23 protein-coding genes and 3 pseudogenes are annotated in these 24829 nt (G+C 45.0%); 9 read left to right on the top strand and 17 right to left on the bottom strand.

From position 1 onward, the window contains the following. Nucleotides 1-318: pseudogene (locus RH949_RS09070) on the top strand (hypothetical protein); the annotation flags it as partial. Between the two features lie 84 nt (nt 319-402). Continuing rightward, nucleotides 403-609 carry a hypothetical protein gene (locus RH949_RS09065; RefSeq protein ID WP_446352625.1) on the top strand — a complete coding sequence of 69 codons (207 nt, stop codon included), beginning with the start codon at nt 403-405 and terminating at the stop codon, nt 607-609. A gap of 71 nt (nt 610-680) precedes the next feature. Here the strand turns inward: RH949_RS09065 and RH949_RS09060 are convergent, their stop codons facing one another. The 5 genes from RH949_RS09060 to RH949_RS09040 all read right to left on the bottom strand — a co-directional run bounded on the left by RH949_RS09060 (nt 681) and on the right by RH949_RS09040 (nt 6120). Continuing rightward, the gene (locus RH949_RS09060) at nt 681-1805 is read right to left on the bottom strand and encodes a THUMP domain-containing class I SAM-dependent RNA methyltransferase (RefSeq protein WP_446352624.1); all 1125 of its coding nucleotides are present in this window, start codon (nt 1803-1805) and stop codon (nt 681-683) included. 119 nt (nt 1806-1924) lie between these two features. Next, complete coding sequence (locus RH949_RS09055) at nt 1925-2695, bottom strand: hypothetical protein (RefSeq protein ID WP_006097874.1); 771 nt, start codon at nt 2693-2695, stop codon at nt 1925-1927. A gap of 68 nt (nt 2696-2763) precedes the next feature. Then, on the bottom strand, nt 2764-3153 hold the full coding sequence (locus RH949_RS09050) for a type II toxin-antitoxin system VapC family toxin (protein ID WP_006098245.1): 390 nt from the start codon (nt 3151-3153) through the stop codon (nt 2764-2766). After that, nucleotides 3143-3370, bottom strand: coding sequence for a hypothetical protein (locus RH949_RS09045; protein WP_446352626.1), 228 nt, complete (start codon nt 3368-3370; stop codon nt 3143-3145). The genes RH949_RS09050 and RH949_RS09045 overlap by 11 nt, the downstream gene beginning before the upstream one ends. Nucleotides 3371-3465: 95 nt before the next feature. Beyond that, entirely contained in the window at nt 3466-6120 is a 2655-nt protein-coding gene (locus RH949_RS09040) for a tetratricopeptide repeat protein (protein ID WP_446352623.1), read from the bottom strand. A 186-nt stretch (nt 6121-6306) separates the two neighbouring features. Here RH949_RS09040 and RH949_RS09035 point away from each other — a divergent pair. Together RH949_RS09035 and RH949_RS09030 are read left to right on the top strand one after the other, a co-directional pair. Then, a pseudogene (locus RH949_RS09035) lies at nt 6307-6957 on the top strand (ATP-binding protein); the annotation flags it as partial. A gap of 91 nt (nt 6958-7048) precedes the next feature. Beyond that, entirely contained in the window at nt 7049-8743 is a 1695-nt protein-coding gene (locus RH949_RS09030) for a tetratricopeptide repeat protein (protein ID WP_446352622.1), read from the top strand. A gap of 170 nt (nt 8744-8913) precedes the next feature. On the opposite strand, the gene RH949_RS09025 is transcribed toward RH949_RS09030, so the two are convergent. Next, nucleotides 8914-9489, bottom strand: a complete 576-nt coding sequence (locus tag RH949_RS09025) for a DUF4126 domain-containing protein (RefSeq protein ID WP_006097913.1) — start codon at nt 9487-9489, stop codon at nt 8914-8916. Between the two features lie 133 nt (nt 9490-9622). On the opposite strand from RH949_RS09025, the gene RH949_RS09020 reads away from it, so the two are divergent. Further along, complete coding sequence (locus RH949_RS09020) at nt 9623-10897, top strand: cyclic nucleotide-binding domain-containing protein (protein ID WP_006097965.1); 1275 nt, start codon at nt 9623-9625, stop codon at nt 10895-10897. A 314-nt stretch (nt 10898-11211) separates the two neighbouring features. On the opposite strand, the gene RH949_RS09015 is transcribed toward RH949_RS09020, so the two are convergent. Continuing rightward, the gene (locus RH949_RS09015) at nt 11212-12732 is read right to left on the bottom strand and encodes a phytoene desaturase family protein (protein ID WP_446352621.1); all 1521 of its coding nucleotides are present in this window, start codon (nt 12730-12732) and stop codon (nt 11212-11214) included. A 264-nt stretch (nt 12733-12996) separates the two neighbouring features. Between RH949_RS09015 and RH949_RS09010 the strand changes: the two genes are divergently transcribed. Continuing rightward, entirely contained in the window at nt 12997-13509 is a 513-nt protein-coding gene (locus RH949_RS09010) for a DUF1993 domain-containing protein (RefSeq protein WP_044204319.1), read from the top strand. A 3-nt stretch (nt 13510-13512) separates the two neighbouring features. Here the strand turns inward: RH949_RS09010 and RH949_RS09005 are convergent, their stop codons facing one another. Together RH949_RS09005 and RH949_RS09000 are read right to left on the bottom strand one after the other, a co-directional pair. Further along, nucleotides 13513-14436, bottom strand: a complete 924-nt coding sequence (locus RH949_RS09005; RefSeq protein WP_446352620.1) for a glycosyltransferase family 2 protein — start codon at nt 14434-14436, stop codon at nt 13513-13515. A gap of 158 nt (nt 14437-14594) precedes the next feature. Continuing rightward, nucleotides 14595-14999: a PEP-CTERM sorting domain-containing protein gene (locus tag RH949_RS09000; RefSeq protein WP_446352619.1), complete on the bottom strand. Its 405-nt coding sequence runs from the start codon at nt 14997-14999 to the stop codon at nt 14595-14597. 43 nt (nt 15000-15042) lie between these two features. On the opposite strand from RH949_RS09000, the gene RH949_RS08995 reads away from it, so the two are divergent. After that, nucleotides 15043-15330 carry a UPF0175 family protein gene (locus RH949_RS08995; protein WP_006097967.1) on the top strand — a complete coding sequence of 96 codons (288 nt, stop codon included), beginning with the start codon at nt 15043-15045 and terminating at the stop codon, nt 15328-15330. Here the strand turns inward: RH949_RS08995 and RH949_RS08990 are convergent. The 4 genes from RH949_RS08990 to RH949_RS08975 all read right to left on the bottom strand — a co-directional run bounded on the left by RH949_RS08990 (nt 15317) and on the right by RH949_RS08975 (nt 19117). Continuing rightward, complete coding sequence (locus tag RH949_RS08990; protein WP_446352618.1) at nt 15317-16120, bottom strand: DNA adenine methylase; 804 nt, start codon at nt 16118-16120, stop codon at nt 15317-15319. The genes RH949_RS08995 and RH949_RS08990 overlap by 14 nt on opposite strands. Before the next feature lies 1 nt (nt 16121). Beyond that, the gene (locus tag RH949_RS08985) at nt 16122-17249 is read right to left on the bottom strand and encodes a hypothetical protein (RefSeq protein ID WP_446352617.1); all 1128 of its coding nucleotides are present in this window, start codon (nt 17247-17249) and stop codon (nt 16122-16124) included. Nucleotides 17250-17324: 75 nt separating this feature from the next. After that, nucleotides 17325-17975, bottom strand: coding sequence for a bifunctional phosphoribosyl-AMP cyclohydrolase/phosphoribosyl-ATP diphosphatase HisIE (hisIE, locus tag RH949_RS08980; RefSeq protein WP_044204503.1), 651 nt, complete (start codon nt 17973-17975; stop codon nt 17325-17327). Nucleotides 17976-18202: 227 nt separating this feature from the next. Next, nucleotides 18203-19117: a Uma2 family endonuclease gene (locus tag RH949_RS08975; RefSeq protein WP_446352616.1), complete on the bottom strand. Its 915-nt coding sequence runs from the start codon at nt 19115-19117 to the stop codon at nt 18203-18205. 278 nt (nt 19118-19395) lie between these two features. Between RH949_RS08975 and RH949_RS08970 the strand changes: the two are divergent. Then, nucleotides 19396-20499, top strand: a pseudogene (locus RH949_RS08970) (RNA-guided endonuclease InsQ/TnpB family protein); the annotation flags it as partial. A 211-nt stretch (nt 20500-20710) separates the two neighbouring features. On the opposite strand, the gene RH949_RS08965 reads toward RH949_RS08970, so the two are convergent. The 3 genes from RH949_RS08965 to RH949_RS08955 all read right to left on the bottom strand — a co-directional run bounded on the left by RH949_RS08965 (nt 20711) and on the right by RH949_RS08955 (nt 22938). After that, the gene (locus RH949_RS08965; protein WP_006098167.1) at nt 20711-20950 is read right to left on the bottom strand and encodes a 2Fe-2S iron-sulfur cluster-binding protein; all 240 of its coding nucleotides are present in this window, start codon (nt 20948-20950) and stop codon (nt 20711-20713) included. 19 nt (nt 20951-20969) lie between these two features. Next, nucleotides 20970-22466: a cobyric acid synthase CobQ gene (cobQ, locus tag RH949_RS08960; RefSeq protein ID WP_446352615.1), complete on the bottom strand. Its 1497-nt coding sequence runs from the start codon at nt 22464-22466 to the stop codon at nt 20970-20972. Between the two features lie 61 nt (nt 22467-22527). After that, nucleotides 22528-22938, bottom strand: coding sequence for an Npun_F0494 family protein (locus RH949_RS08955; RefSeq protein ID WP_006097838.1), 411 nt, complete (start codon nt 22936-22938; stop codon nt 22528-22530). Nucleotides 22939-23142: 204 nt separating this feature from the next. On the opposite strand from RH949_RS08955, the gene RH949_RS08950 reads away from it, so the two are divergent. Further along, entirely contained in the window at nt 23143-23577 is a 435-nt protein-coding gene (locus RH949_RS08950) for a peroxiredoxin (RefSeq protein ID WP_006098233.1), read from the top strand. Between the two features lie 218 nt (nt 23578-23795). Here the strand turns inward: RH949_RS08950 and RH949_RS08945 are convergent, their stop codons facing one another. Continuing rightward, nucleotides 23796-24188, bottom strand: a complete 393-nt coding sequence (locus tag RH949_RS08945; RefSeq protein WP_446352614.1) for a hypothetical protein — start codon at nt 24186-24188, stop codon at nt 23796-23798. Between the last annotated feature and the right edge of the window lie 641 nt (nt 24189-24829).

Below are 24829 nucleotides of genomic sequence, written 5' to 3'. Positions count from 1 at the left end.
CTCGACGCCCTAAAAAACCTGCTCAACCAAATCCCCCACACCGCCCTCGACTACGCCCGATGCTTGCGTGACTTACGCGCCCATCATACAGCGATGGAAACCAATCTCACCAACTTTGACACCAAGCAACAGAAACTTGCCCAATTTGGCAATATCCCTCAATTCTGGGGCGATTTCCTCAAAGCAAGCCACATCTGGAAACAGCAAATCCAAACCGACATCAATTATCTATCACCCGGACAAGACTTATTCGGACAAATGCTAGAAACCGTGCGAGGTATCGTAGACTTAGATCAAGCAGAACGCGATACGTTCTGAAGGAACAGGCTTCGCCAACGCACTTTAGACCAGAAGCTGCAAAACCTAGAACTGTGGATAGCCGTAGTCGGAACCGGATTAGCCGTGAGTGGGATATCCTCCCAAGTCGATTCCCAACCCATCCAAACCTTGATCCAGAATCAAACCAACTCTGATACACCTGTATGTCCCAGTGCAGGTGTGGTGAAATGTACCACCTACAATGGTTTGAACGTCCTGATTCATATTATCATTGCCGTTGCGATCGCACTTCCCATCGGTTTAATCATTCGATCTATTCGACATCGATAAGTTCCCCGAAAATGTAGGGGCACCATCCTTGCGCCCTTAATCCAATCTTGCCTCAGACTCGTTATCTTAAATTAATACAATTCATACTTTAAAAACGTGCAAGGAATAGACCCGTTATACACCGGAATTCGGCGCGATGCTTTCAATCCGACTCGCTTTGCCAACTGCTTATTCCCGGTTAAAATAAATGCCGTCCAGCCTTTAAACCGTTGTTTAAAAATATCACCGAGTAACTTATATAACTCTCCCAATTCCTGAACATTGCCTAACCGTTCTCCGTAAGGCGGATTACAGATAATTATGCCGCTACCTGCTGGAGGTTCGAGTTGGGTAAGGTCTTTTTGAACAAAATTAATCGGGTCAAAAATGCCACAATCCTGGGCATTACTCCGGGCTTGGCTGAGGATATCCGCCGCGCGATCGCATCCGATAATGGGTGCAGCCAATTCCTTGTGCTGACAAGCTTTTGCCTGGTTGAGCAGGTGTTGCCAAAGGGTGGGATTAAAGTCTAACCAACGCTCAAATCCAAACTGTTCTCGAAACAATCCTGGCGCAATATTTAAACTGATTAAACTAGCTTCTAAAGGTATCGTTCCAGAACCACACATCGGGTCTACTAACGGTAACTGGGGATGCCATTCTGCTAATTCTAACAAAGCAGCCGCCAAGGTTTCTTTCAGAGGCGCAAGTCCCATAGCAGAGCGATATCCGCGTCGATGTAAACTGGTTCCTGAACTATCTAAACTGAGAATACATCGATTTTGATGAAGATGAACATTAACTAACAAGTCAGGCTTGTCTATATTAACACTCGACCGCTTCCCAAACTGACTGCGTTGTTGATCAACGATCGCATTCTTGACTTGCAGGGCGGTAAAATGGCTATGATTAAGCTGTTTCGTCTTTCCAGTTGCATTCACAGCCAAGGTTTGCTGGGGTTTCAGGTATTGCGCCCAGGGGATAGTTTGTACTCCCTGATAAAGCTGTTTCGCATTCGCACAAGGAAATTCGGCTAAAACAACCAGTACCCGAAAAATCGTTCTCGCCCAGAGATTCACCCGATACATTAACGCCGTATCCCCCTGAAAATGCACCCCCGTAAAATCCGGATGCACCTCCTGCGCCCCTAGGCGTTCAAGTTCTTGCGCCGCAATGGGTTCTAATCCACGGGCGACTGTGGCAAAGTAATGGTTCACGTTTTATGCAGGTGGGGATTGTCATTGGTCATTGGTCATTGTAGGTACGAAGCGTGTCAGAAGCGCTAAAGCGCTTACTACAAACTTTCAATTCAGTGTCATTCTAATTAAAATAGGCTTTATAAAAGCTCCTTTAACAAGGTTTCAGTTAACAACGAGTCAGTGAATGAACCAGATTCATCAGAATCATCAAATAACTGGGTCATGTAGTCAAAGTTTCCTTCACCGACATTTTTTCGCAAGATGTTGATAATCGTTTCTGGGTTATCGTAGGGACCACTAATATAAAAGGGTTTACCATTGCGACCCATTTGAATTTTGGGTTGACCACTCCACTTGCCTAAATGAAATCGCGATTGCTGAAAATCTTGATGGGGTTTAAAGCCTAATTGGTCAGCATACTCTACTGCACTATAAACTAAGGATTGGGCTTGTTCAAGGGTAATTTTTTGAGAACCTTCGGGAAAGCCTTGATAGGCGTAGTCTAGCATCTGTTTATATTCAACTGAATTCAGTTGACGCGGACCCATGGTATCTTTGACGCCGAGACACCATACATCTAGTAGGTAAGTACAAACGGTGAATCGGTCATACTTGGCTTTGCGGGTAATACAGACTAAGGCTAACCCTCGGTCAATATTTGCCTCGGTTTCTTCGATTGGATCAGGGTTTTCGTGGAGATAATAGTCCGCACAGTTGGCGTTGACAAAGCATTCGACAACGGGATCTAGTTCTCCCGATGCGACACGGGCAAGTGTTTTTTCCTCCGCCTGTTCTTTGATATAGGTGGTAACTTCAGCCGCCCGTAATCCTAACTTGCGAGCAATTTGTTTCGGGGTTAAGTTGCGGGCGCGTAGTTCGGTGATTTCTTGTTTTTGTTCGGGTGTCATTGTTTTGTCATTGGTTATTGATCATACTCGAAGAGCGCAAGCTATGTCCTTTGTAAGGGGTTAAGGACTTACCAAGCAACAGTTAGTAGATTTTCGATGTCCTGAAAGTGACGATCGCGTGTTGCTAATGTCAAGTTATATTGGAGAGTAAGTGCGGCAATCCAAATATCGTTTTCAGGTAAAGGACGCCCTTTAAGACGTAACTTGTTTTTGACCTCCCCGTAGTAACGAGCCGTTTGTGTATCACATCCAAGGACAGTACTGTTGGCGATTAATTCATTAATCCGTTCTAAATTGTCTTTTTGCCGTCCTGATTTCTTAGCACCATAATACAACTCGCCAACGGCGATACTGGGAATGAAGACTTCATCAGCTTGGATCAGCTTGTTTCTCACGGCTACGTTATCAGCAAAGAGCGCAATGATGATGTTAGTGTCTAATAAGTATCTACCACTCATCAAGGTCAACCTGCTCACAATCTTGTTCTATTGCTTGGTGCATCAACTGAACATCATCGGGTGGAATTGAACCTGCAAAACGTAGTAATTGTCGCCCAGGGACGCCTTGAATTGTTGAACCGGAAATAGTGCGTGCAAATTCCAGCACTCGCCACTGCAAGTCTTGAGGCATAGTTTTCAGTTGTTCAATTAGCTTGTCCAGAATAGGTGTATCCATCTGTTCGGGTGTCATTTTTTTGTCCTTAGTCATTCGTCATTCGTCATTCGTCGTTCTTCTGCTTGAATTATCATTTGATTTAATGTCTCAATCGTTTATTGTTCAATCAACCTCCAGAAGCGATCATCTTCTGCGATCGCGTCAAAGTCCAAATCCGTTCTGGCTTCCTGACGATACGCCGGATTCAGGGCGATCGCTTTCTCTAAGTTGTCGATACTGAAGTGAGCCTGACGTTGGTGAGCATAGCCGATGGCTTTCTGATAAAAAGCTGGAGCATAATCGGGTTGAATGGCTAATGCCTGATCATAGCTCTCTAAGGCTTCCTGCTCTCGTTTCAACTTGAGTAACATATTACCTTTATAGGTCCACGCTTTATGAGACTCCGGTTTCAGTTCGATCGCCTTCTCAAACGAGGTTACCGCCTCTTCATACCGTTCCAATACCGCCAAGGCTAACCCGCGATTAAACCAGGCTATGCCATCATCGGGTTGCACTTGCACGGCTTTGTCAAAGGAATTATAGGCTTCTTCATGTTGTTGGAGTGCGCCGAGTACCACGCCGCGATTCACCCAGGCTTCATGGTAATCGGGTTTGATTTCCAACGCCTGCTCAAAGGAGGCGATCGCATCCTCCCGGCGTTTCAATCTCCCTAGCATCATTCCCCGATTTAGCCATGCTTTGTAATCATCAGGCTGGATTTGAATCACCTTATTAAACGCGACTAACGCCCCTTCATAGCGCTGTAATTCTCGCAAGGCTAATCCGCGATAGTACCAGGTATCCGGGGCTTCTGGGGCGAGTTCTAGCCCCCGATCCAAGGATGCGATCGCGTCTTGATAGCGTTGTAATTCCCACAAGGCGACACCGCGCTGATGCCATAGATTCGCGTTATCGGGTTGTAGTTCTAAGGCTTGATCATATCGTGCGATCGCCTCTTCATAGTCACCTTGGGCAAATAAATTATCCCCCTGATTAATATAATCCTTAACATTCAAGAAAAACTCTGGATGATTCTGATTCAATCGTTCCAGTTGTTCCGTCAGGGGTTGGATTTGTTGCAGGACATCAGATAAGGCGGATTCGGCAATTTCTGTTGGCGTAATCTCTGCCAACTTTTGCAGGATTTCCTCTTTTTGTCCTTTAGCATCAGATTGGATATCTGTCAACTCATCGGTTAACATAGACTCCAGTTTTTCCAGGCTTTGAAATGCCTGATCTTTGCGCTCTTGAATCGCCGACTGGAATTGGGAAAATTGGCTGGTAAACTCGCTTTGGATTTGACTCAAGCGTTGCAGGGTTTGGTCGCGGTTTTCTTGTACCCCTGATTGAGTTGTTGAAAGCTGACTGGTTACCTCCTGTTCCAATTTTTTCAAATTGCCCAAGGTTTGATCAATCTCTCCTTGAATTTGCGATTGGGATTGTTCCAGTTGGCGCGTCACTTCTTTACGTAACCGTTCCACATCCTCAAACGCTGTCGCTTGCTGCTGTTGCGCTCGTTGTTCGGCTTGGGTTTTAATCTCCGTCAATTGCGGTGAGAACTCTGAGGCGAGGCGTTGCAGATTCTCTAGAATACTCTCCCGTTCTTGTTTCGTCGTGGTTTGCAGTTGGGTTAATTGCTGTTTAAACTCCGTTTCCGCCTGTTGCAAATTCTGTAAAATCGTCGCTTTTTGAGCATCCAGTGACCCTTTCACTTGGTCAAGCTGGGGCGTAAACTCCTTCTGGAGTTTTTCTAAGTTCTGGAGAATCCTATCCCGTTGTTTTTGTGCCTCGTTTTGCAATTGGGTTAATTGCTTACCAAACTCGGTTTCTGTTTTTTGCAAGCGCTGGATAATTGCTGCTTTTTCCGTTTCAGTCGCCTGTTTCAGTTTCGAGAGTTCTGGGGCAAATTCACTACTCAGTTGTTCTAAACTCTGGAGAATTGCATCCCGTTGGCTTTGGGCTTGGTTAAACAGTTCCGCCAGTTGATTACTAAACGCGGTTTCTGAGTTTTTCAGGTTTTCCACCACCCGATCTTTTTCGGTGTGGGTATCCTGTTGCAATTTCGCCAGTTCCGGGGTAAATTGGGCGCTTAATTGTTTCAGGTTCTCCAGGGTATCCGTTTGTTCCGATTCCACCTGAGAACGCAGTTGGGATAAATGATCAGAAAACTCGTTATCAACTTGGGCAAGGGCTTTTTGGGCGTCTTTAATATGGGTATTTAAATCCCGCAGTGCTTGTTGTTGGGAGTCCGAGAGTTCACTCAGAAGCTGGGATGACTCCTTCTGCTTCATGCCAATATCTTCATAGAAGTCATCGGCTTCTCGATTCAAATCATTGGCTAAATCTTCGGTACGTTCCAGAATCGCTTGTACCTGTTGATTCGCCTGATTAATCTTCCCTTCCAAGTCGGTTAATTCATTCAGATGCGCCCGCACCAAATCCGCCACCTCACGAATTACCGCCCGTCGCAACAGGAATAAGCCAACAATCGCCGCAATTAACAGCAGCGCTAAGACAGCCAGGAGGACATTAAACAGGGTGGTGGTGCGACTAAAGGCACGATTAGCTTCCGCCTGCACCTGTTCTTGGATACGCTGTTCCTCCCGCAACTGTTCCAACTCTTCTTCCTCAGAATCAGACAGCGCTTGAGATACTAGCGCATCTTGGGCGATGGATTGAGGCTGGATAACGCCAACAGACAATAGGATAGTCGAAAAGACGACCGTACTTAACGATAGGAATGCCAAAGTTACCGAATTTATGCGCTTCATCAGAACGTCCTTTGCCTATTGCTCTCCCGTTGCCATCTGATTTCTAACCTTACCTCAAAATCAATATCACTGACTCAAGCTAGTGGCGTGGCACAGCTAAAATGGTGGAATAGATTTGACCATTGAATCGGGCGCACGTCGGTGCTACCCTACATTTCCGGGCGTAATTCTAATTCAATTCACCCAATGACTTCACTCCCTCCCAACCGCGCTACCACCCTGAAAGCAGCTTTTCGGGCTTGTGATGTGGGTCCCCTGCTGGGTCCAGATGTGGAACGATATTATGTGGATTTGTCAGCAGTACGGAATACGGAAGCGATTGAAGGCGTTAGCGCCCGTTTAGACTTTCTTGAACCTGCTGAATTTAGCTCAATTTTATTTACCGGACATCGGGGATGTGGTAAGAGTACCGAACTGCGACGGATTCAGCACCGATGGGACGCGGAATATCGGGTGATTTATTTAGAAGCGGATGCTGAATTGGATATTAATGATGCCGACTATACGGATTTATACCTGATCATTACTAAAAAGGTGGCTGATGAACTCTATAAATTAGGGGCAAAGTTTGATACGCAATTGCTGCATAATTTTGAGTCTTGGTTTAAGCAAATCACCCAAGAAACTGAGGAAACGGTGGAGAAATCCGTGAGTGTCAGTGCTACAGCGGAAGCAGGTTATGAAATCCCGTTTATTTCTAAGCTATTGGCAAAGCTACAAGCGCAAATAAAAGGGGCGGATAAGCAGAAAAAGACGATTCGCCAAACCTTGCAAAAAAATATTGGTCGCTTACAAGCGGATATTAATCTGTTGTTGGATGATGCTTTTGTCAAGCTCTGGAATTATATTAATCCTGTTTTGAAGCACAGTAATGCATTTAAAGATGCCCTTAAACTCGCTCAAGCCAAGTATAGCACTCCCTAAAGAGATGTCAGAACGAGAGGTCTTTATTGCCCGGAATCAGCAGTCATTAGCTGAACTGGTGATGTTTGTGGATTTTGTGGATAAGAAATTAACCATTGGCTTTGTTGAGGTTAATTTTGCTAAAGATAGAGAGTGTTTAATTGAGATTATCACGACTCATCCTCAATGTCAGGATATTCAGTTTGAGGTTTTGAACTTATCTGATCCCAATTTGCGGTTTGTGCGGGATGTGATTGTTGAGGAATTAAATAAAATCCCAAGAGATGAGACTAAAAAATTAGTTCTAATTATTATTGGTCTAGAGAAATCAATTGGTATGTCGGGGGACTATCCGCCCGTACTGCAAGACCTTAATTTCGTGCGCGATGCCTTTACCGCTAGTGTACCTCATCCTCTTTTGTTCGTTTTACCCGATTATGCGATAACTCGACTGGCGAAATATGCCCCGGATTTTTGGGCGTGGGGGAGAAAAGTGTTTCATTTTGAAACGGAACAATTAACCAGAGATGAGGCGATCCAGCAAACTATAGGTTCAGATAGAATGCTGGGAAGTTTGGAATTATCGGAAAAGCAAGAACGAATTGATTTACTCCAGCGTTTGTTAATGGAATATTCCCCTTCAGGTTATTCAGACACAGGCGCAAATCTTAAAACACGCATTAATATTTTGATTCAGTTAGGACAAGCCTATTCTAGTCAGGGAGAGGTTGCCAAAGCTAGGGAACATTTGGAACAAGCCTTAGAATTAGCAAATGATCATGATAATTTAGCAACCCTCAAGGCAAATAGCTGGCATGAATTAGGAATAATTAAGCTTAATCAGGGAAGATTTCAGGATGCGATCGCTCTTTTTCAGAAATCGTTAGAAATTCAACGGCGTCTAGGCGATGTCCAAGCAGAAGCCGTAACATTGAATGGTTTAGCAAATATTTACATCCAACAGGGTAAAATAGAAAAAGCGATCGCTCTTTTTAAACAATCGTTAGAACTCCAACGGCGAGTTGGTAACGTACAAGGAGAAGCCGCGACATTAAACAATTTGGCAGCCATCGATGTCCAACAAGGTAAAATAAAACGAGCGATCGCTCTTTTTCAGCAATCGTTAGAAATTCAACGGCGTCTAGGCGATGTCCAAGGAGAAGCCGCAACATTAAGCAATTTAGCAGGTACTTATGTTTATACAGAGGAAATAGAAGAAGCGATCGCTCTTTTTCAGCGATCGTTAGAACTCCAACAGCGTATAGGCAATGTCAAAGGAGAAGCGGCGATATTACACCAACTGGCGTATATCCACGCCCATCAGGGAGACATCGATACAGCAATCACCCTTTATCAAAAATCCTTAAACCTTACACAGCGCATAGGTGATGTGCAAGGTGAAGCAGCAACATTAAACAATCTGGCATTTATCTATGCCCAACAGGAAGAAGTCGAAGAAGCCATCACCCTTTTACAGCAATCTTTAGACTTAACTCAACGCATTGGTGATGTTCAAAATCAAGCCACAACCTTAGCCATGCTAGGACAACTACTAGCCGATAAAAAAGGAGAAATTGAAACCGCCCTCAACTACTTACAGCAAGCCCTAGATATCTTGCAGCGCCTGCAATCTCCTGACGCTGAAACAGTCTCTAGAATTCTGGATAGAGTAAGGCGTGATAGTTATCCTGTGGTGGGCAAGAACAACAAACGAGAATAAAAGCTTCAATGTTTATAAGACTTGCCCACCCTACATAAAAATCCGAGTCTATAAAAATTTTGTCTAAATCCTCTAACGTCCTCTGCGTACCTCTGCGTTAACCTCTGCGTACCTCTGCGTTAAAAAAAATAACTCCGATACCCAAACATATAATATAACCCCAAATCAAACTACAAAACCTGCCGATATCGCCGCGAACGATCACTCCTACCATATAAACGACGCCATTGTTGAGAACTACGAATCGCTATCCACAACAACAACAGGGCAATCAATCCACCTTGTTGAGGTGCATCAAAGGCAAAAATAACCAACGCCACACACAAAACATCTTGACAAAAAACCACCCACAACGGTAAACCGCGTAAGCGAAAAAACCAGCCAACTTGTACCAATTGCAGGACAAAAGCCAATAACCCACTAACTATCCCAGCAATCCAAATAATTTCCACAGGGGCGTTAACAAACTGGGCGACAGCAATACCCATAATCGCGCCAACCCCAGGACTAAACAAGAGTTGGACAACTTGCAAGATGCGCTGTCCCAGCAGCTTCTTTGAGGCAAATAATTCAAATAACGAGAAGGTGGTCAAAATACCGACTAAAACTGAGGGATGAATGCGAGACAGCAGGGGAATTTCATTCCAGAGGTTATCGCTTTGCAACAAGCCAATCACCAATAAAGGCAAAGCAATCCTCATTCCTACTGCTGCTGCTACCGAAAGTACGGCTAGGAGTTCAATCATTGTTATCTGATGCCTGAAAGAGAAATCAATTGGTTATACCCCTGTCCTCAGTTTAACGTTTGTAGACAATCCCACATCCTTTGATGCCCTTTCTCCGATAGGATGAAAACTGACCTAAAAACGTAAGCCACCTATGCCAACGGCAGCCTTTTTTCAAGGAATTCTGGGCGCGTCTAGTTTAGCCTTGGGCGCGTCAGTGGGAGTCTTTTGGCAACCGAGTCGCCACTTATCTGCGACGATTATGGCATTTGGCAGTGGTACACTACTGTCTGCGATCGCGTTTGAAATCACGATTCCGGTCTATCGTCACAGTGGCTTTGTCCCCCTGTTAATTGGGTTTATGGCAGGAGGGATGTTATTTACCGGACTGACATCCTATATTGACCAACATGGCGGATTCTTGCGTAAACCAGCATCCAGTCGCCGCTACCTGGTTGAACATGGTGCTGATCAGGTGACGGATATCCTTAATCGCATCGCCCATATTGAGGTGATGCAAAACCTACCACCGAAGGAACGCCAACGAGTTGCCCTGTTTCTCAATCCCATTCACGCCAACCCTGGAGACGTACTCTGTGAAGACGGAACCCCTGGTGACTATTTCTATATGATTGTTGACGGTGAAGCCGAAGTCCGCAAGGGTAGAAAAGTTCTCGGTACGATGGGACCTGGAGAAGTTTTTGGTGAGATGGCACTCCTGACTGGAGAACCGCGATCTGCCACCGTGGTTGCTCGCACCCAAATGGAATTGTATCAGTTACACCAGGAACATTTCAACACCATGCTAACCTGGTCGCCCCATCTGGCTTGGTCACTGAGTCGCGCCTTAGCCCGACGACTCCAAGTGGCAACAGAGTCACGCATGGTTGTGGAACATCGTTTAGATCGGTGGCGACAGCAGGTTATGGATCAAGTTGAACTGGATCTGTTACTCCGGGACGATCAAATGACCCTAGAAAATTTAGTGAAACAGTCTACATCGTTTGCTATTCTGGTGGGTACATTAATTGATAATATCCCAGAAGCGGCGGTAATTGGCATGAATTCCGGCAATAGCGATTTGGGCTGGTCTTTTTTATTGGCGGTATTTATTTCTAATTTTCCCGAAGCCTTATCCAGCGCCACAGGAATGAAACAAGCGGGAACGAAAACGAGTCAGATTTTAGGATTATGGATAGGTGTGGTGATTCTCAGCGGTTTATGTGCCATTGGGGGTTATTTTTTACAAAATAATACATCTGAGGTCGTTGTCGCGATCGCACAGGCTATTTCGGGCGGCGCAATCTTAGCCATGGTTGCTAGTACAATGATGCCGGAAGCTTATGAATTGGGAGGCAGTTCCGTGGTTTTCTCCACAATTTTAGGATTCCTGATTGGGTTTTTTATTTCATCAGGTCATTTAGTATAAGTAGGTGGGGACAATTAAAGTTAACGGTGGTGATCGTCATTCGTCATTTGTCATTCGTCATTTGTCATTTGTAAGGGTTTGAGGTTTATTTACATAACTTAATATAGATAGCTTTATTGACACCGACCTAAGCTGTTCGGCACTTAAACCTTAATATCAATAATGGCGCAATCCTTGTAGTGCGTTTAGCGAAGCCATGCCGCAGGCTTTAGCGAAGCCATGCCGCAGGCTTTGCATCTTGCTCGCTACTAATACTAATTTAAATGCATGACAGCTTACTTAGAATACTGTTAGTCAATTGAGCGATCGCACGATTACCCCTGCTTACCCAGATCTGCCAATACCTCAGCGGTTTGTGAGGGTGTCACCAACGTATTAGCGCAAAGAATACCCGAACCCGCCACCGCTGGAACCCCAATTCCCGGCATTGTACTATCCCCCACCCGATACAATCCCGGAATCGGCGTGTGACAACTGGGAAACATGGCTTTACCAGCCGGAATCCCAGGACCATAGGTGCCTTGATAGCGACGTAAATAATAGGAATGAGTCAGTGGCGTACCAATCAGTTCTAAAGTAATCCGTTCTCGAATATCCGGAATAACCCGTTCTAACGCCCGGAATAAAGATTGCGATCGCGCTTTTTTCTTCTCCTTATATCTATCATCCCGTTGCCAACCCTGGTAAGGTTCTAAGGTATAGGCATGAATTACATGATGATCCGTTGGGGCGAGATTAGCATCCCACACTGAAGGAATGGAAATCATGCAAGTATTACCCGGTTCGGTAATATCTCGATTGCCATCGTGAACCACAACATGATGTCCCGTCAACCCGTCTAACCCCTCCGCCCGAATCCCTAAATGTAGGTGCATGAAACTCTCGACGGCTGGGGTGTCTAGAGACTGTTTCCGATACGCTTTGGGTAAATCTTCTGGGCGCAATAACTGACTGTAGGTATCCCAAATTGTGGCATTAGAAATCACCACCGGGGCGTTTACCACCTCTCCCCGTTGCAATCGTACCCCAACAGCTTTCCCCCCTTGGACTACAATTTGGTCAACATGGGCATTTAGGCGCAACTCACCCCCCCAGCGTTCTAACCCGCGCACCAACGCCTCCACAATCGCCCGACTTCCCCCAACAGGATACTCCACACCCGCACGAGAACGTTCCCCTAACATAAAGGCTACCTCAGGCGCGATCGTTCCCTGTGCTTTTAATCCCGATAACAGAAAACATTCCACATCAATCAGCCGCCGCACCCAAGGATCTCGCACGGTTTCATCCATGACTTTGCCCACGGAATTCTGGACAAGTCCCAGATGGGGCAGTAATTTTAAGAGTGAGGGTAAATAACGTCCCACTAAAACTGGAATCACTTGCCAATCGGATCGTAAAGCAATTGTGGGAATCTCTCGCAACCCTTCATAGAGAGAAAGCAGGCGTTTTTCAAATTGTGCTAATTCTTTCGCGCCTTGAGGTGTAATCTCGGCTACAGCTTCTCGATACCGTTGGGCGTCACTGTACACAGGTAACGTGGCGTCCGGAAAATGGTAATGTCCTAAGGGGTCATAAGGAACCGTTTGTAACGACTCGCCCAGAACATCCAAAACTTGCCGTAATGGGTTAAGACTGGGGCGTTGCTGACTTAATCCACAATAAAACGAAGGACCCGAATCAAACTCAAATCCCTGTCTGTGGAAACTATGCGCCGCACCGCCGGGAATAGCATGGCTTTCACAAACTAGCACCCGTTTGCCATAACGGGCGAGTAAAGCACCCGCCGTCAATCCACCAATTCCGCTACCAATAACAATGACATCCAGGCTCATAAGTTTAGGCGATTACACAACCGTGAGGGCGTTCTCTAACACAGGATACAGGTGCTGCTGTAGTTTAGCCTCATTTCCAGGATAGGCTGGAAGCGCTTCAATTTCTCCTCCAGAATATGACTTGTAGGAACCCGGGTAAAGAATCGCCGCATATTACACAACTTTATTCCCCGTTCTATCGTGGATGGTGTCATGATAGGTATGCATTTTGGGGTTTTCCGTATACACTTAGACTACATGAAATAAGTCTTAAGAGATCGCAAAATGCCAAGTCAAAATATAGATTCAATCAAAACTATCTTCCAAAGCCGTCTAACAACTCTCGAACACCTCCTAAAGTCAGCTCAGACTCATTTCAGTGATAGTGAGTCGTTTCTTCAGAAGCGTATTGCGACTGATATGCTTCCCTTCGGTACACAGGTTGCTTTCACCTGCAATCAACCACGCAACTTTGCTTTATGGTGTAACGGCAAACCGATGGATAATCTAGATCCAGAAGTCACATTTCTTGCACAAGCATACGAACACATAGCGAATACCAAGGGACTTCTTTTGGGCATTAACGTCGAAGATGAAAAGCTAAGTGAGTTGATATGCATCGATCTCGGTCAGGATCTTTACATCGAAATGTCTGGTCGCGCCTATGTGAACGACTTTCTAATTCCAAACTTCTACTTCCATCTGGTTACGGCTTACGACATTCTTCGCATGGCTGGTGTACCCATTGGCAAACGGGATTACATGATGCACTTAGTTCCATTTCTCAAGAAGGCGTGAAGCCTAACTATTCAAATGCAGCGGGCGATCGCGCCGTAATCTCTGAGTCCCTGTAACCGTTACCCGCTCTAGGTTGCTGACGCCTGACATCTGTACCAATGCGATCGATTGTGTCGGTTTCTGTTGCAATTCCCAAACCTTTAGTACAATCAAATATTCATAAAATGCTTGCAACGTACACCAGGCAAATCCCGCTTTACCATCTAAAATCCCCCCCAAAAATAAATACATATAAAACCAACGCAGCAGAGGGCGAAAGGGCAAACGCAAGGATGAATCTTTCAGAGCGCGACGGCGTTCAACTTCCGTGCGTCCCCAGAAGATATTTCGCCAATTGACAGTATGATTTTCTAACTGATGCTGGGTTTCTCTGGCTTCATCGGTTGAGTAACGATTGTGCTTTTCTATCCAGCGGCTGAACCCTTTGGAACAGGTAAAATGGGGATAGGTTTGTCTCAGAAACCCCGTGGTTCCCTGGCAAATTTCTCGTTCCGTATGACCATAATCGGTAAACCAAACTTTGTGCTTGTCTAAGAGGCGCAATTGATAGCAAGGATATTGGGTACTGTGGCGAATCCAATGGTTCATAAACATAACTTGTTCCGCCACGTAATAACCGACGTGTTCTGAGTTTTTAATTGCCGCCAAACACTCTGCAAATAGGGTGGGAGTCATCCGTTCATCAGCTTCCAGGATATAAACCCAGTCATACTTAGTCGGGATATGACGCAACATCCAAGTGCGCTGTTTACCGTGAGATTCAAAGGGATGCTGAACCAGGCGGACAGGATAGCGTTTGGTGATGTTTACGGTGGCGTCACTGCTGTAAGAGTCTACGACAATCACATCATCGGATAGTTGTGCTGACTCAATGGCTTCAGCAATATCCAGTTCTTCGTTGTGGGTGAGGATAAAAATGGAAAACATCAAAGGCTTAAATGTGCTAATAAAACTATCAATGATGATCTAGCCCCACTAGAGCAGTGGGGCTAGAATAGAAACAACACTTACATCAAACTAGCTCTAACCACCAAGAGCCTGCTTATCTTGGAAGAGATTAGCGTTGAGTGAGCAAGTGCATCAAATTAGGCTTTATTTGCACGACGTCGCTGCACCATTGCACCAATGCTTAAGGAACCGATCGCAAGTAGTCCACTGACTGTACCGGGTTCAGGAACAGATTCATGGGTGAATGTTTGATCGACGAATGAAATATTCGCTTGAGCCGGTGTCACAAAGGCAGCTAATCCAATATCTTTGCTGACAAATAGTTTTGACACTGGCGAATCAAACGTTATTTCGTCCACAAATACGGGTGGAGGATTCGTTACGTTGATTTGCCCAACGATATTGCCGAACATATCCGTGAATTGCTCAGTAACACCTGTGACAAAACCTCCGTCTGGATTGCCATCACCGTTGAAAGCCAACTTAGCGCCAGAGAACAATTTGCCAGGATCTACGCCTTCGAGAGTGTACTCGACTAGCACATCAATGAGAGATGTGTTAATAGCTGAGAAAAGGAAAGAAAGAATGAGCCTTCAGTTATCGATTCCTGACTCCGTACTCCGTGCAATTCGCTTACCTGAACAAAGGATTGAGCAAGAATTATTATGTAAATTTGCGGTTGCCCTTTATACTGAAAAACTCCTATCCTTCGCTAAGGCTAGAGAACTCGCCCAGATTGATAAGTATGAATTTGGTCAGTTACTGGCTCAAAGGCAAGTCTTGCGTCACTACGGTGCTGAAAAACTAGAGGATAATTTACGCTATGCCCGTATAGAACAATATATCGCCAATCCTGAATTTAGTAATTTTTGATAAATAACTCATGACCTTTCGCGGCTGTTTTCTTTTTGTAATTATTCATGCCATACTGCAACTCCCATTCAATGATTTTAGCAAAACTAAAGAGGTTTCTAATTTCAGGTGAATCATCATAAGTAATCAACCATCTGTGCTGACAATTCTTCATAATATTAGCAAATCGCTGATGGTCAAAGGAGGTGTGTAAGTGACCTTTAACACCGTATAATTTAGATTTTTTTGCTTGATAGTAAGGAGGATCAAGAAAGATAAATACATTGTTGCCATCTTGCTCAATGAGTTGTTCATAATCTCCATGGGTAATCGTCACTGATGCAAGACACGGCGCTACATGGATCAGTCTCTCTATCGATGATTCTGTAAATCTCTGTTCAAAGGCTTTCTGAGAATACCCTCCTGAATCCACTGTTCCGGAAAAGGTAATTCTATTCAAGATAAAAAAACGTGCAGCCAGTTCTAATTCAGATAACTTATGATTTTTGGCCGTGAGCAAATTATATAGCTGCCTACCTTCTGGATAGGTAACTTGCATATTGCGGATAGTTTCAATGAGTTTATGATTGTTTTCTTTGGCAATTTTCCAGAAGCAGTATAAATCATAATTTAAATCATTAATCCAGTAATGTATAGGAAATAAAGCTCTACTGGATTTTACTTTTAAAAATACTGAACCCCCACCGACAAATGGCTCTCTAAATTCTTGGATATCCCAAGGAATATAGGGCAATATTTTGTCTAATGCCTTTGATTTTCCGCCCGGATATCGAAGTGGACTTTTGCTCATTTTAGCTAGATGAATCAATCAGGATAGATAGTTTAGGATTAACTGTACACTCTTGAACGAGTGTCATAATAGTTCTTACTTGTACAGGACTAAATCGATTGCTTTGGCAAAATTCGTGGATAAAATCATTAGTCGTTGGCAGTGATAAGGAACCGATGATATGTCCCGTTATTTTTAGACACACGAGGAAGTTAATTTCAGAATCATCAATCAAGAGTTTTTCTAAGTTGGCAAACAAGATGAGTTTAAATAATCCATCTTTAATATCTGCTAACGTGGGCAATTTTTTGCGACTATTTTTTGATTCTTGTAGAATGTACCTATTATCCTCTTGATAAACTTCATCGACTGTAAGATAATACTGTCCGCCTAAATAATTAGAAATTTCAAAAATTCCCTTATCTCCATCTGCTAAATATTCCAACTCATGCCTGGTTAGGACTTCTCGTTGAGCAGCTTTGAGAGATTTGGGCAGGGTATAATCTTTGAACTTTTCTAGACTGAAATCGTTGTTCACATTAAACTGTTCCAGGACAGCCAGTTGATTATTTTGGCTTCGCACTGGAACGCCTTGATTTTGCGAGATCACTTGATACCGATTGACAGCGGTTCTATAGATATCGTTAAAGTCATTTTGAAAATGAGTCGTGTTCCAGTGTAACGCTGTTAATTGATAGTTAGCTATTTCGTTAATTTTTTCTCTAACGTAAGCAGGATTGAATTTTTGTTTGGTTAGCTTATCTGAGTTTGCCTTAACCTTTTCAGCATTTTCATACCAAGCCAAGATAATGTAGACATTTAACAAACTCATCCAAGAAAAGGTAATAAAGTTAATCCGATCATGATCACCAGCCAGTCCTTCATCCTTAATAATTGGAATGATCGTAACTTTTTTAGTATTTAAGTAATAGGTATTGTAGATTCTGGAAAAAGGATAAGACCGAGTTCTTTTAGGAGAAACCCATTTTGAGAAGGCTAATGTATTTTCTGGACTATCTAATTCGATAATGCCAGAAGAGGAGGCTGTATTAATATCAAAGGAATTAAGCGGATAAACTTGCAGCTTAGAACGGAACTGGGGATTATACCGAATATCCCGAATAAATCCTTTAAAAAACAAGGATGTCATGATTAACTCTTAGCCTTCCGGTGTTATTAATTTGAACAAAATCGGCGGAAATCCCCATCCGTTTTTATCGGCTATTTACCGCCGTCTTTCCTGTAACTTGCGATAAACGTCCCGCACATCAACCTGGTGATGTGCCAATGCTACCAAGGTGTGATAAAACAAATCCGCCGCTTCTGAGGCGATCGCGTCTTTCTCATCATCCTTACACGCCATTACCACCTCGGCGGCTTCTTCACCAATCTTTTTAAGAATCTTATTATCCCCACCCTTAAATAGCTTACAGGTATAGGATTCAGGGGTAGGATTATCTCTGCGATCGCAAATCACCTCAAACACCTGAGACAAGGTATCAGCAGGCGGTGCAGCTTTTATCCCATCCACCTGATGAAAACAACTGCGTTCCCCGGTATGACAAGCAATATCCCCCACCTGTTCCACACCAATCAGCAGCGTATCACTATCACAGTCATAACGGAGCGATCGCACATGTTGCAAATGACCCGATGTTGCGCCTTTGTGCCATAATTCTTGACGCGATCGACTCCAGAACCAGGTTTCCCCCGTGTCCAAGGTTTTCTGCAAGGATTCTCGATTCATCCACGCCATCATTAATACCGTACCATCCAGATAATCCTGGACAATGGCGGGGACAAGCCCCTGATCGTTATAACGGATTTTCTCAACCGGAATTGCTTGGCTAGAAGTAGAGGATACAGTCGATGACATAGTGCAGTAACGAAAGCGAGCAATAATAACTAACTTACCAGTGTTCGCCAAGAACATGGATTTTTATGAAGCCTTTTAGCCGCCATAACCCCATTAATATCCCGTAGGGTGGGCATTGCCCACCAGAATACGAGGAGCATAACATTCATCAATGGCGAAATCATTGGTGTGCGAGCATCTTGCTCGCTACTCATACCCAATTTAAATGCACGACAGCTAATCTTGCCCTATATATTATCTGGATCAATCCCTAATTCTCGCAACCGTTGCGCCAATTGCTGGGCGCGTTCCTCAGCAGCAAGTGCCTGTTCTTCAGCTAATTGTGCGCGTTGGGCTTCCTGTTGGGCGCGTTCTTCAGCTAATCGAACAAGTTGGGTTTCCTGTTGGGCGCGTTCTTGGGCTAATCGAGCGAATTCAGCTTCCTGCTGAGCGCGTTCTTCGGCGGCGATTGCCCGTTGTTCAGCAAATACAGCCTGTTCATTATCCGTGGGAATCAACTCGCCTGAAGGGGTCATCCATCGCAACCATTGCCCACGAATCTCACGAAACCGTCCTGACCATAATCCCAAGCTTAACCCTAATTCGGGTATGACCAACCGATTATCGGTTAAATTCACCCGTTGATACTTCCCCTCAACTAAATGAAAGATTTGCAGTTCCAAGGTATAGCGGCTAAAAATCACATAGTAGGGCACCCGTAAAATCTTTTCATAAACCTGCCATTTTGTCGGTGGACTTCCGGCTTGGGGTATTGTCCGTCCAAAATCCTCATCTTCCGTCCCCGGAGATAATAACTCCACTACCACAAAAGGACTAATTTGCTCTTGCCAAATCACATAACTTAAGCGCAACTCTCGCTGTTCATACAAGCGAGGAATTCCGACAACGCCAAACCAATCGGGACGCTTGTACCAGTGAGTATGATTAACATCATAATAAAGATTCAAATCGCAAGCAGAAAACACCTCCTCCCAATTCCAATTAGTTGGTTGAAAGGTTAAAAGGAGTAGCAGGGGTTGAAAAAAGTGAAACTCATCAGGCAATCCAGGGTCCTCCGGATTATCACTGGGTAAATCATACATGGTCGGCAAAGTTTGCCGGGGAGAATCTGGGGGATTGGATTGGGTGGGCAGACGAATCATGATCAGAGGTGTTGATTACTGTGAAATCTATTCCATCATTTTAGCGGCGTTACAGCGTTTTCAGGCTCGATGTGATACACCGTTTTAGCAAAAACGCCGGAAGACCCACGCCGTCCTGAAAGGCGGCGCTGGGATGGATAGGCGGTTAAAGAAGAGGGTTCGACATCCTCTTCTTTCACATTTGGTTACATGCTGTCCGCGAATTTATTGCTTAAGAACTTTAATATTCTTGTAACAGCGCTACATTAAAATAACTAGATCTGTAGCGTTTCTTTTATTCGACTATTTTGCAGGATGTCTGTAAGCGAGTTGATAAGGCGTTTGAACGGTACATCAAAGGAGACAAGAAGGGAAAACGCTCTGGTAAACCCCGGTTCAAAAGCGAGTCTCGCTACCGAACAATGGTATTTGACGGGGTAAAGAATGAGTGGTTGAAGTTCTGTACGGTCAACGGTCGTTGGCTTTACCTAAGACTACCTAAGATTGGGCTGGTCAAGGTTAGAACTCATCGCCCAATACCAGACGGGTTTAACCTCAAGCAAATCAGCGTCACCAAGAAGCCTGACGGCTGGTACGCATCATTTATCTTGGATAACCCGTCTGTTCCAGATTTCACCCCAGACAAGATAATCCCAACTTGGGATAACTCGATGGGGCTTGATGCTGTTCTACACGAGGATGTATATCTTGCCACCTCTGAAGGTGAAAGCCTACCCTCTCTTAAGCCCTTAAGGAAAAACCTCAACAGGTTAGGCAGATTGCAGACCAAGCGAAACGCTAAAAAGAAAGGGTCTCGCCGTCGCCGTAAACTAGCCAAAAGAGAAGCAAAGTTTCACCAACGCATTGCTAGAAGTCGTCAAGACTTCCAATATAAGACCGCGCACAAATTGGTGCGAAGCGGCAAGAAGGTGTTTTTCTGTGAGGATTTAAACCTCAAAGGTTTAACCAAGCGCAATGCACCCAAGCAGGATGATGACGGGAAATATCTTCCTAATGGTCAGTCGGCTAAGTCCGGACTGAACAAGTCCTGGTTGGATGCTGCATTCGGACAATTCTTCTCAACTCTGAGTTACATAGCTGCAAAAGCTGGAGCTGTGGTTGTTGAAAAGAATCCTGCTTATACTTCCCAAATCCTCTGTTACCGAGATGAGTTCGTGTTTACGGACTGCTCGATTCGAGAGTATTGGGATGAACTGTTAAAAATCTGGGTTGATAGAGATATTAATGCTGCTATCAACCTAAAACGTGTAGGGCTGGACGTGTTCCCTACGATAAAACGCCGTAGAGGGAATCCAGTAGTAGTAACTTCTACTACTAATAGTACCTCAAAGGAAGTTCTGACCGCTTTATTTAAGGCTTCAGTTGCCCACGCTGTCCGGTAACGGCAGCGCTGGGTACGTCACAAGATGCTGTATCCGAGCCGTATTGGGATTTACGCTGGCTCTACTGTTAAACCTCCATCTGTAGGGGAAAAGTTTAGGTTAAGCTAGTATCATAGTCAACAGAAAACAGAGATTCACTGATCATAATGATTGCTCAATTACTCAAGAAGAAATTCAAATGACCAATGACAAATGACCAATGACCAATAACTTACCAGGTTGAATCACTATAGAGATTAATCGTAAGCTGTTCCTGACCCGGTGGTACAGCCGAGATACAGGCACAAATCGTTTCCCCGTCGTTAATCTCAACCTCACAAGCATGACAGGAACCCATCAGGCATCCTGTGGGAATGAAAACGCCAGCGCGTTGAGCCACTTGCAGTAGCGGTTCTCCCACTTCTGCATTAATCGTGACATCATCGGGTAAAAATCGAATGGTAACACTCATGAACAGGTTTGCTATTAACTCACGTCAAGTTAGGTATGATAGTGCTTAAATCCAAATGAGCCTCTACGCTATCTGCTAAAGAATTCAACACTACTTCGCGCTGCTCTCGATAGTCCGGAATACCCGTTGGCAAAGACGGAAGTCCGCGTTGATGTCGCAGTTGATTCAACCACGCCCGTCGCCAGGGACCATTATCAAATAAACCATGGAGATAGGTTCCCCAAATGGACTGAGTGATATCGACTAACCCCAAACCAGGGTCATCAAACAGGGGTTGATAGGCAGATTTATTATCCGTGCTTTCTGAGTCAATCAGCCGAGAACGCCCTTGATGGATTTCGTAACCCGAAACAGGTAAACCGACTTGGGGATAGTTAGAGGTTACGAGACGCTGACGTGCTACTTTTCGGGCGGTAATTATGGTTTTGATCGGTAATAATCCTAATCCTTGATATTGCCCCGGTTCATCTTCAATGCCATCGGGATCTAGCAGGGTTTGACCCAGCATTTGAAAACCCCCACAAATCCCTAAAACGGTACCCCCCGCAGCGGCATAGTTTTTAATTTCTTCTAGCATACCTGTTTTGTGGAGTACGAGTAAGTCGCTAATCGTGGTTTTTGTCCCTGGCAAAATTAGGGCATCGGGGTATCCCAGGGATTGATTTGGGGCTAAATATTTAACGTTAACCGTTGATTCCGCTTCTAGGGCGTCAAAGTCAGTAAAATTAGAGATGCGAGGGAAACGAATTACCGCCACCGTTAATTCACTATCCCGTTTTCTCTTATTGTAGCGATCCAGTAATGCCAAAGAGTCTTCAGCGGGAAAGAGCTCATTAATCCAGGGAATCACGCCAATGACAGGAATTCCGGTGCGTTCTTCGAGCCAAGTAATTCCCGATTCTAAGAGCGATCGCTGTCCTCTAAACTTATTAATCACGATACCTTTAATCAAGACTCGCTCATCCGGTTCCAAGAGCTCCAGAGTCCCAATAATATGAGCAAATGCGCCGCCGCGATCAATATCTACTACGAGTAACGTTGGTGCATTTAAATGCTTTGCTACCCGCATATTGGTTAAGTCACGGTGCTTCAAATTAATTTCTGCTGGACTCCCTGCACCCTCACACACGACAAAATCAAACTCATGACTCAAACGCCGCAGCGACTCTTGAATCGCTTGCCAACCCCGATCAAAGTACTGTTCATAATAATCCGCCGCGCCGACTTTACCCGCCACTTGACCCATGAGAATGACTTGAGAGGTCATATCCCCCTGGGGTTTAAGTAAAATCGGGTTCATTTCGACACAGGGCGTAACATTAGCTGCCCAAGCTTGCACAGCTTGAGCATGTCCAATTTCGCCGCCATTGAGGGTGACATAAGCGTTGAGCGCCATATTTTGTCCCTTAAACGGAGCCACACGCCAACCGCGCCGGGAAAGAATACGGCACAAGGCGGTAGTAATAAAGGATTTTCCTGCGTGGGAGGTTGTTCCCACCACCATCAGCGATTTCATAAAGCGGGTTAAGAGTTATCGGGTAATCAGAACGAATAGAAGCAACCCTTAGACTATGAATTTAGATAGGCAATCGTAACCAACGGTTCCAGGCGTGAGCGATGCGATCCCAAAGGGATGGCGGAGGTAATGACTCGCCTCGGCTTGCCCATTTTTCCACCAGTTGACGACCCAAGGGTGTGAGACGAAAACTGTCGGTAATACCTTGACCATCAACTTCTCGCCGCAAAACGCCGACTTGAATCAACCACAGTAAATCACGTTCGGCTGCCAACTCGGATAAGGGACTTTTAGTATAGCCCTGTTCTATTCCTTTTTGCGTCGCGATCGCGAGCAGGGAAACGCTGGTCAAACGCATCTCCTTGTACAAGGTTAACTGGAAGGGCAGACAGCGCAACGCTTGTTTAGCGCGTTTAACTGTTCGCTCTGGATAGTGAAACGACTGGGCTTTTTCAGAGGAAATGGATGTCATTACAACTGGATTAGCTGGTGGAAACGCTAGTCAATCCTAGGTTTAGGCTTCTTTTTATCTTAACCTCACAGGAGAGGGCAAACCGAGTCAATTGAGTGGATTTGAGTGGTGAATGGATGCCATGCGGGTCATCCAGACTTAATCAAAGTTCCGAAGGTAGTAGGATGAAGAATAGTTAAGTAGTTAACACAGGGAAAAAGACTTATGGCTTTAAGCATTGGTGATAAAGCTCCGGCATTTACCGCCAAAGATGATGCAGGGAATACCGTTTCCCTGTCTGACTTGGCGGGGAAAACAGTAGTTCTCTATTTTTATCCCAAAGACGATACTCCAGGTTGCACCAAGGAAGCTCAAAGCTTCCGGGACAACTACGCTGAATATCAAGGCAAAGATATGGTTGTTCTCGGTGTCAGTATGGATGATGAGGTATCCCATAAGCAATTTAAGGAGAAGTATGGCTTGCCTTTCCAATTGCTCGCTGATCCGGATGGCACGATTACCAAAGCTTATGATGTTGAAGGCGGTGGTTATTCCAAGCGCGTCACTTATGTGATTAACGGTGAAGGGACGATCACTTATGTTGATGAGAAGGTGAAAACCGATTCCCATGCTAAGGATATCCTAGCCAGCATGAGCTAGTGCAAGAAGGCAGAAGGCAGAAGGCAGGAGGCAGGAGGCAGAAGGGCAGAAAGCTTATACCATAGGATTTTGCACCTTTTTTAACTGGAGAGTAGAGACGCGCCATGGCGCGTCTCTACAATGGTGCCGAAAGTCCTAATCGATGTGTCTACTGCTATAGATTGGTAGAGATGTTCCGCCGGAACGTCTCTACAAAAGGGAATGTTGTGAGGACAGTTTTATCGAGTTGCACCTCCGGTGGGAACAGAGGGGGAATTCGGTTGAACTTGTGGTTGATTTCTCAACCGTTCCCGTTGTAGCTGTCGGAACTCTTGCGTGGCATTGTCTAAGTTTTGATCCAGTTCGCTGTTAAACGCCTCAGAATCAACGCCTAAACGGGAGCGATGGATAAAATCAAAGACATTAAAGCCACTGTTACCCGTTGTTCCCGTAAGTGAATCTCGCTCATTTTGGCGATTATTCATATCTTCTAGGGGATTCACCCGTTCAGTGGTTTGGGCGATCGCGGATTCTGGGATAATGGCTGAGGGTATGTTAAAAGCCACTCCTAACGCTAGGGGAGCGAACAGGGTTGAGGTGAGTGCCGGAGTCAATAGGGTGCTGATATTCATGGCAATTAACCTGTTTATTTAGAAATTATAATTAGATTTCCATCAGGATACGGTAGTTCTACCGATAAGGGCATGGCAGTGCTCATCCGTGTCTTAAGCTAAACCCCTCACCCCCAGCCCCTCTCCCAAGCTTGGGAGAGGGGAGCAAGAGGGGAGCAAGAGAGTCCGGTTCCCCTTCTCCCGTGCAAAAATCGCTCCCAAGGTCAAGGAGTAGACAGACACAGCTTAAAACCTTGTCAGTATTAGTTTGCACCTTAAGTTGATACCAATGGGCACTGCCGTGTCCCTACTATAGCGCCTCCAATTATTTTTATCTGGGATTTTTTCCCGATCGCTATCATTACCCATATCTTTCTTGACACGTTTCGAGAGCGATCGCTCTTTTCATTCCCGGTAGGGGCGACCCCCTTGCACAAATTGACAACTGTGTCTATTTAATTTTATCGGATCGCCCTTTCTTTTATAGCAACCGCCATAGCGGTTAGGACACATCATTTATGTAGAGACGTTGCATGCAACGTCTCTACAATGGTGCCGAACGTCCTAATCGATGTGTCTACTGCTATAACAGCAAGTCTAGATACCTGAGTCGGGGCGGGTGTAGGGTGCGTTACGCTTCGCTAACGCACCTTTGCAACCCA

It is taken from the genome of Coleofasciculus sp. A1-SPW-01 (genome assembly GCF_040217205.1).
Lineage (GTDB): Bacteria > Cyanobacteriota > Cyanobacteriia > Cyanobacteriales > Coleofasciculaceae > Coleofasciculus > Coleofasciculus chthonoplastes_A.
The sequence above is the reverse complement of the archived record's forward strand: the minus strand, read 5'-3'. Positions and strand labels throughout refer to the sequence as shown.

Coding starts and splice junctions, on each gene's coding strand:
- RH949_RS09030 (WP_446352622.1), top strand. CDS start 7,049: ATGTCAGAACGAGAGGTCTTTATTGCCCGGAATCAGCAGTCATTAGCT.
- RH949_RS08995 (WP_006097967.1), top strand. CDS start 15,043: ATGAGCCTTCAGTTATCGATTCCTGACTCCGTACTCCGTGCAATTCGC.
- RH949_RS08945 (WP_446352614.1), bottom strand. CDS start 24,188: ATGAATATCAGCACCCTATTGACTCCGGCACTCACCTCAACCCTGTTC.
- RH949_RS08950 (WP_006098233.1), top strand. CDS start 23,143: ATGGCTTTAAGCATTGGTGATAAAGCTCCGGCATTTACCGCCAAAGAT.
- RH949_RS09040 (WP_446352623.1), bottom strand. CDS start 6,120: ATGAAGCGCATAAATTCGGTAACTTTGGCATTCCTATCGTTAAGTACG.
- RH949_RS08955 (WP_006097838.1), bottom strand. CDS start 22,938: ATGACATCCATTTCCTCTGAAAAAGCCCAGTCGTTTCACTATCCAGAG.
- RH949_RS08975 (WP_446352616.1), bottom strand. CDS start 19,117: ATGATTCGTCTGCCCACCCAATCCAATCCCCCAGATTCTCCCCGGCAA.
- RH949_RS08965 (WP_006098167.1), bottom strand. CDS start 20,950: ATGAGTGTTACCATTCGATTTTTACCCGATGATGTCACGATTAATGCA.
- hisIE (WP_044204503.1), bottom strand. CDS start 17,975: ATGTCATCGACTGTATCCTCTACTTCTAGCCAAGCAATTCCGGTTGAG.
- RH949_RS09045 (WP_446352626.1), bottom strand. CDS start 3,370: ATGGATACACCTATTCTGGACAAGCTAATTGAACAACTGAAAACTATG.
- RH949_RS09005 (WP_446352620.1), bottom strand. CDS start 14,436: ATGTTTTCCATTTTTATCCTCACCCACAACGAAGAACTGGATATTGCT.
- RH949_RS09015 (WP_446352621.1), bottom strand. CDS start 12,732: ATGAGCCTGGATGTCATTGTTATTGGTAGCGGAATTGGTGGATTGACG.
- RH949_RS09010 (WP_044204319.1), top strand. CDS start 12,997: ATGCCAAGTCAAAATATAGATTCAATCAAAACTATCTTCCAAAGCCGT.
- RH949_RS08985 (WP_446352617.1), bottom strand. CDS start 17,249: ATGACATCCTTGTTTTTTAAAGGATTTATTCGGGATATTCGGTATAAT.
- RH949_RS09055 (WP_006097874.1), bottom strand. CDS start 2,695: ATGACACCCGAACAAAAACAAGAAATCACCGAACTACGCGCCCGCAAC.
- cobQ (WP_446352615.1), bottom strand. CDS start 22,466: ATGAAATCGCTGATGGTGGTGGGAACAACCTCCCACGCAGGAAAATCC.
- RH949_RS08990 (WP_446352618.1), bottom strand. CDS start 16,120: ATGAGCAAAAGTCCACTTCGATATCCGGGCGGAAAATCAAAGGCATTA.
- RH949_RS09025 (WP_006097913.1), bottom strand. CDS start 9,489: ATGATTGAACTCCTAGCCGTACTTTCGGTAGCAGCAGCAGTAGGAATG.
- RH949_RS09050 (WP_006098245.1), bottom strand. CDS start 3,153: ATGAGTGGTAGATACTTATTAGACACTAACATCATCATTGCGCTCTTT.
- RH949_RS09020 (WP_006097965.1), top strand. CDS start 9,623: ATGCCAACGGCAGCCTTTTTTCAAGGAATTCTGGGCGCGTCTAGTTTA.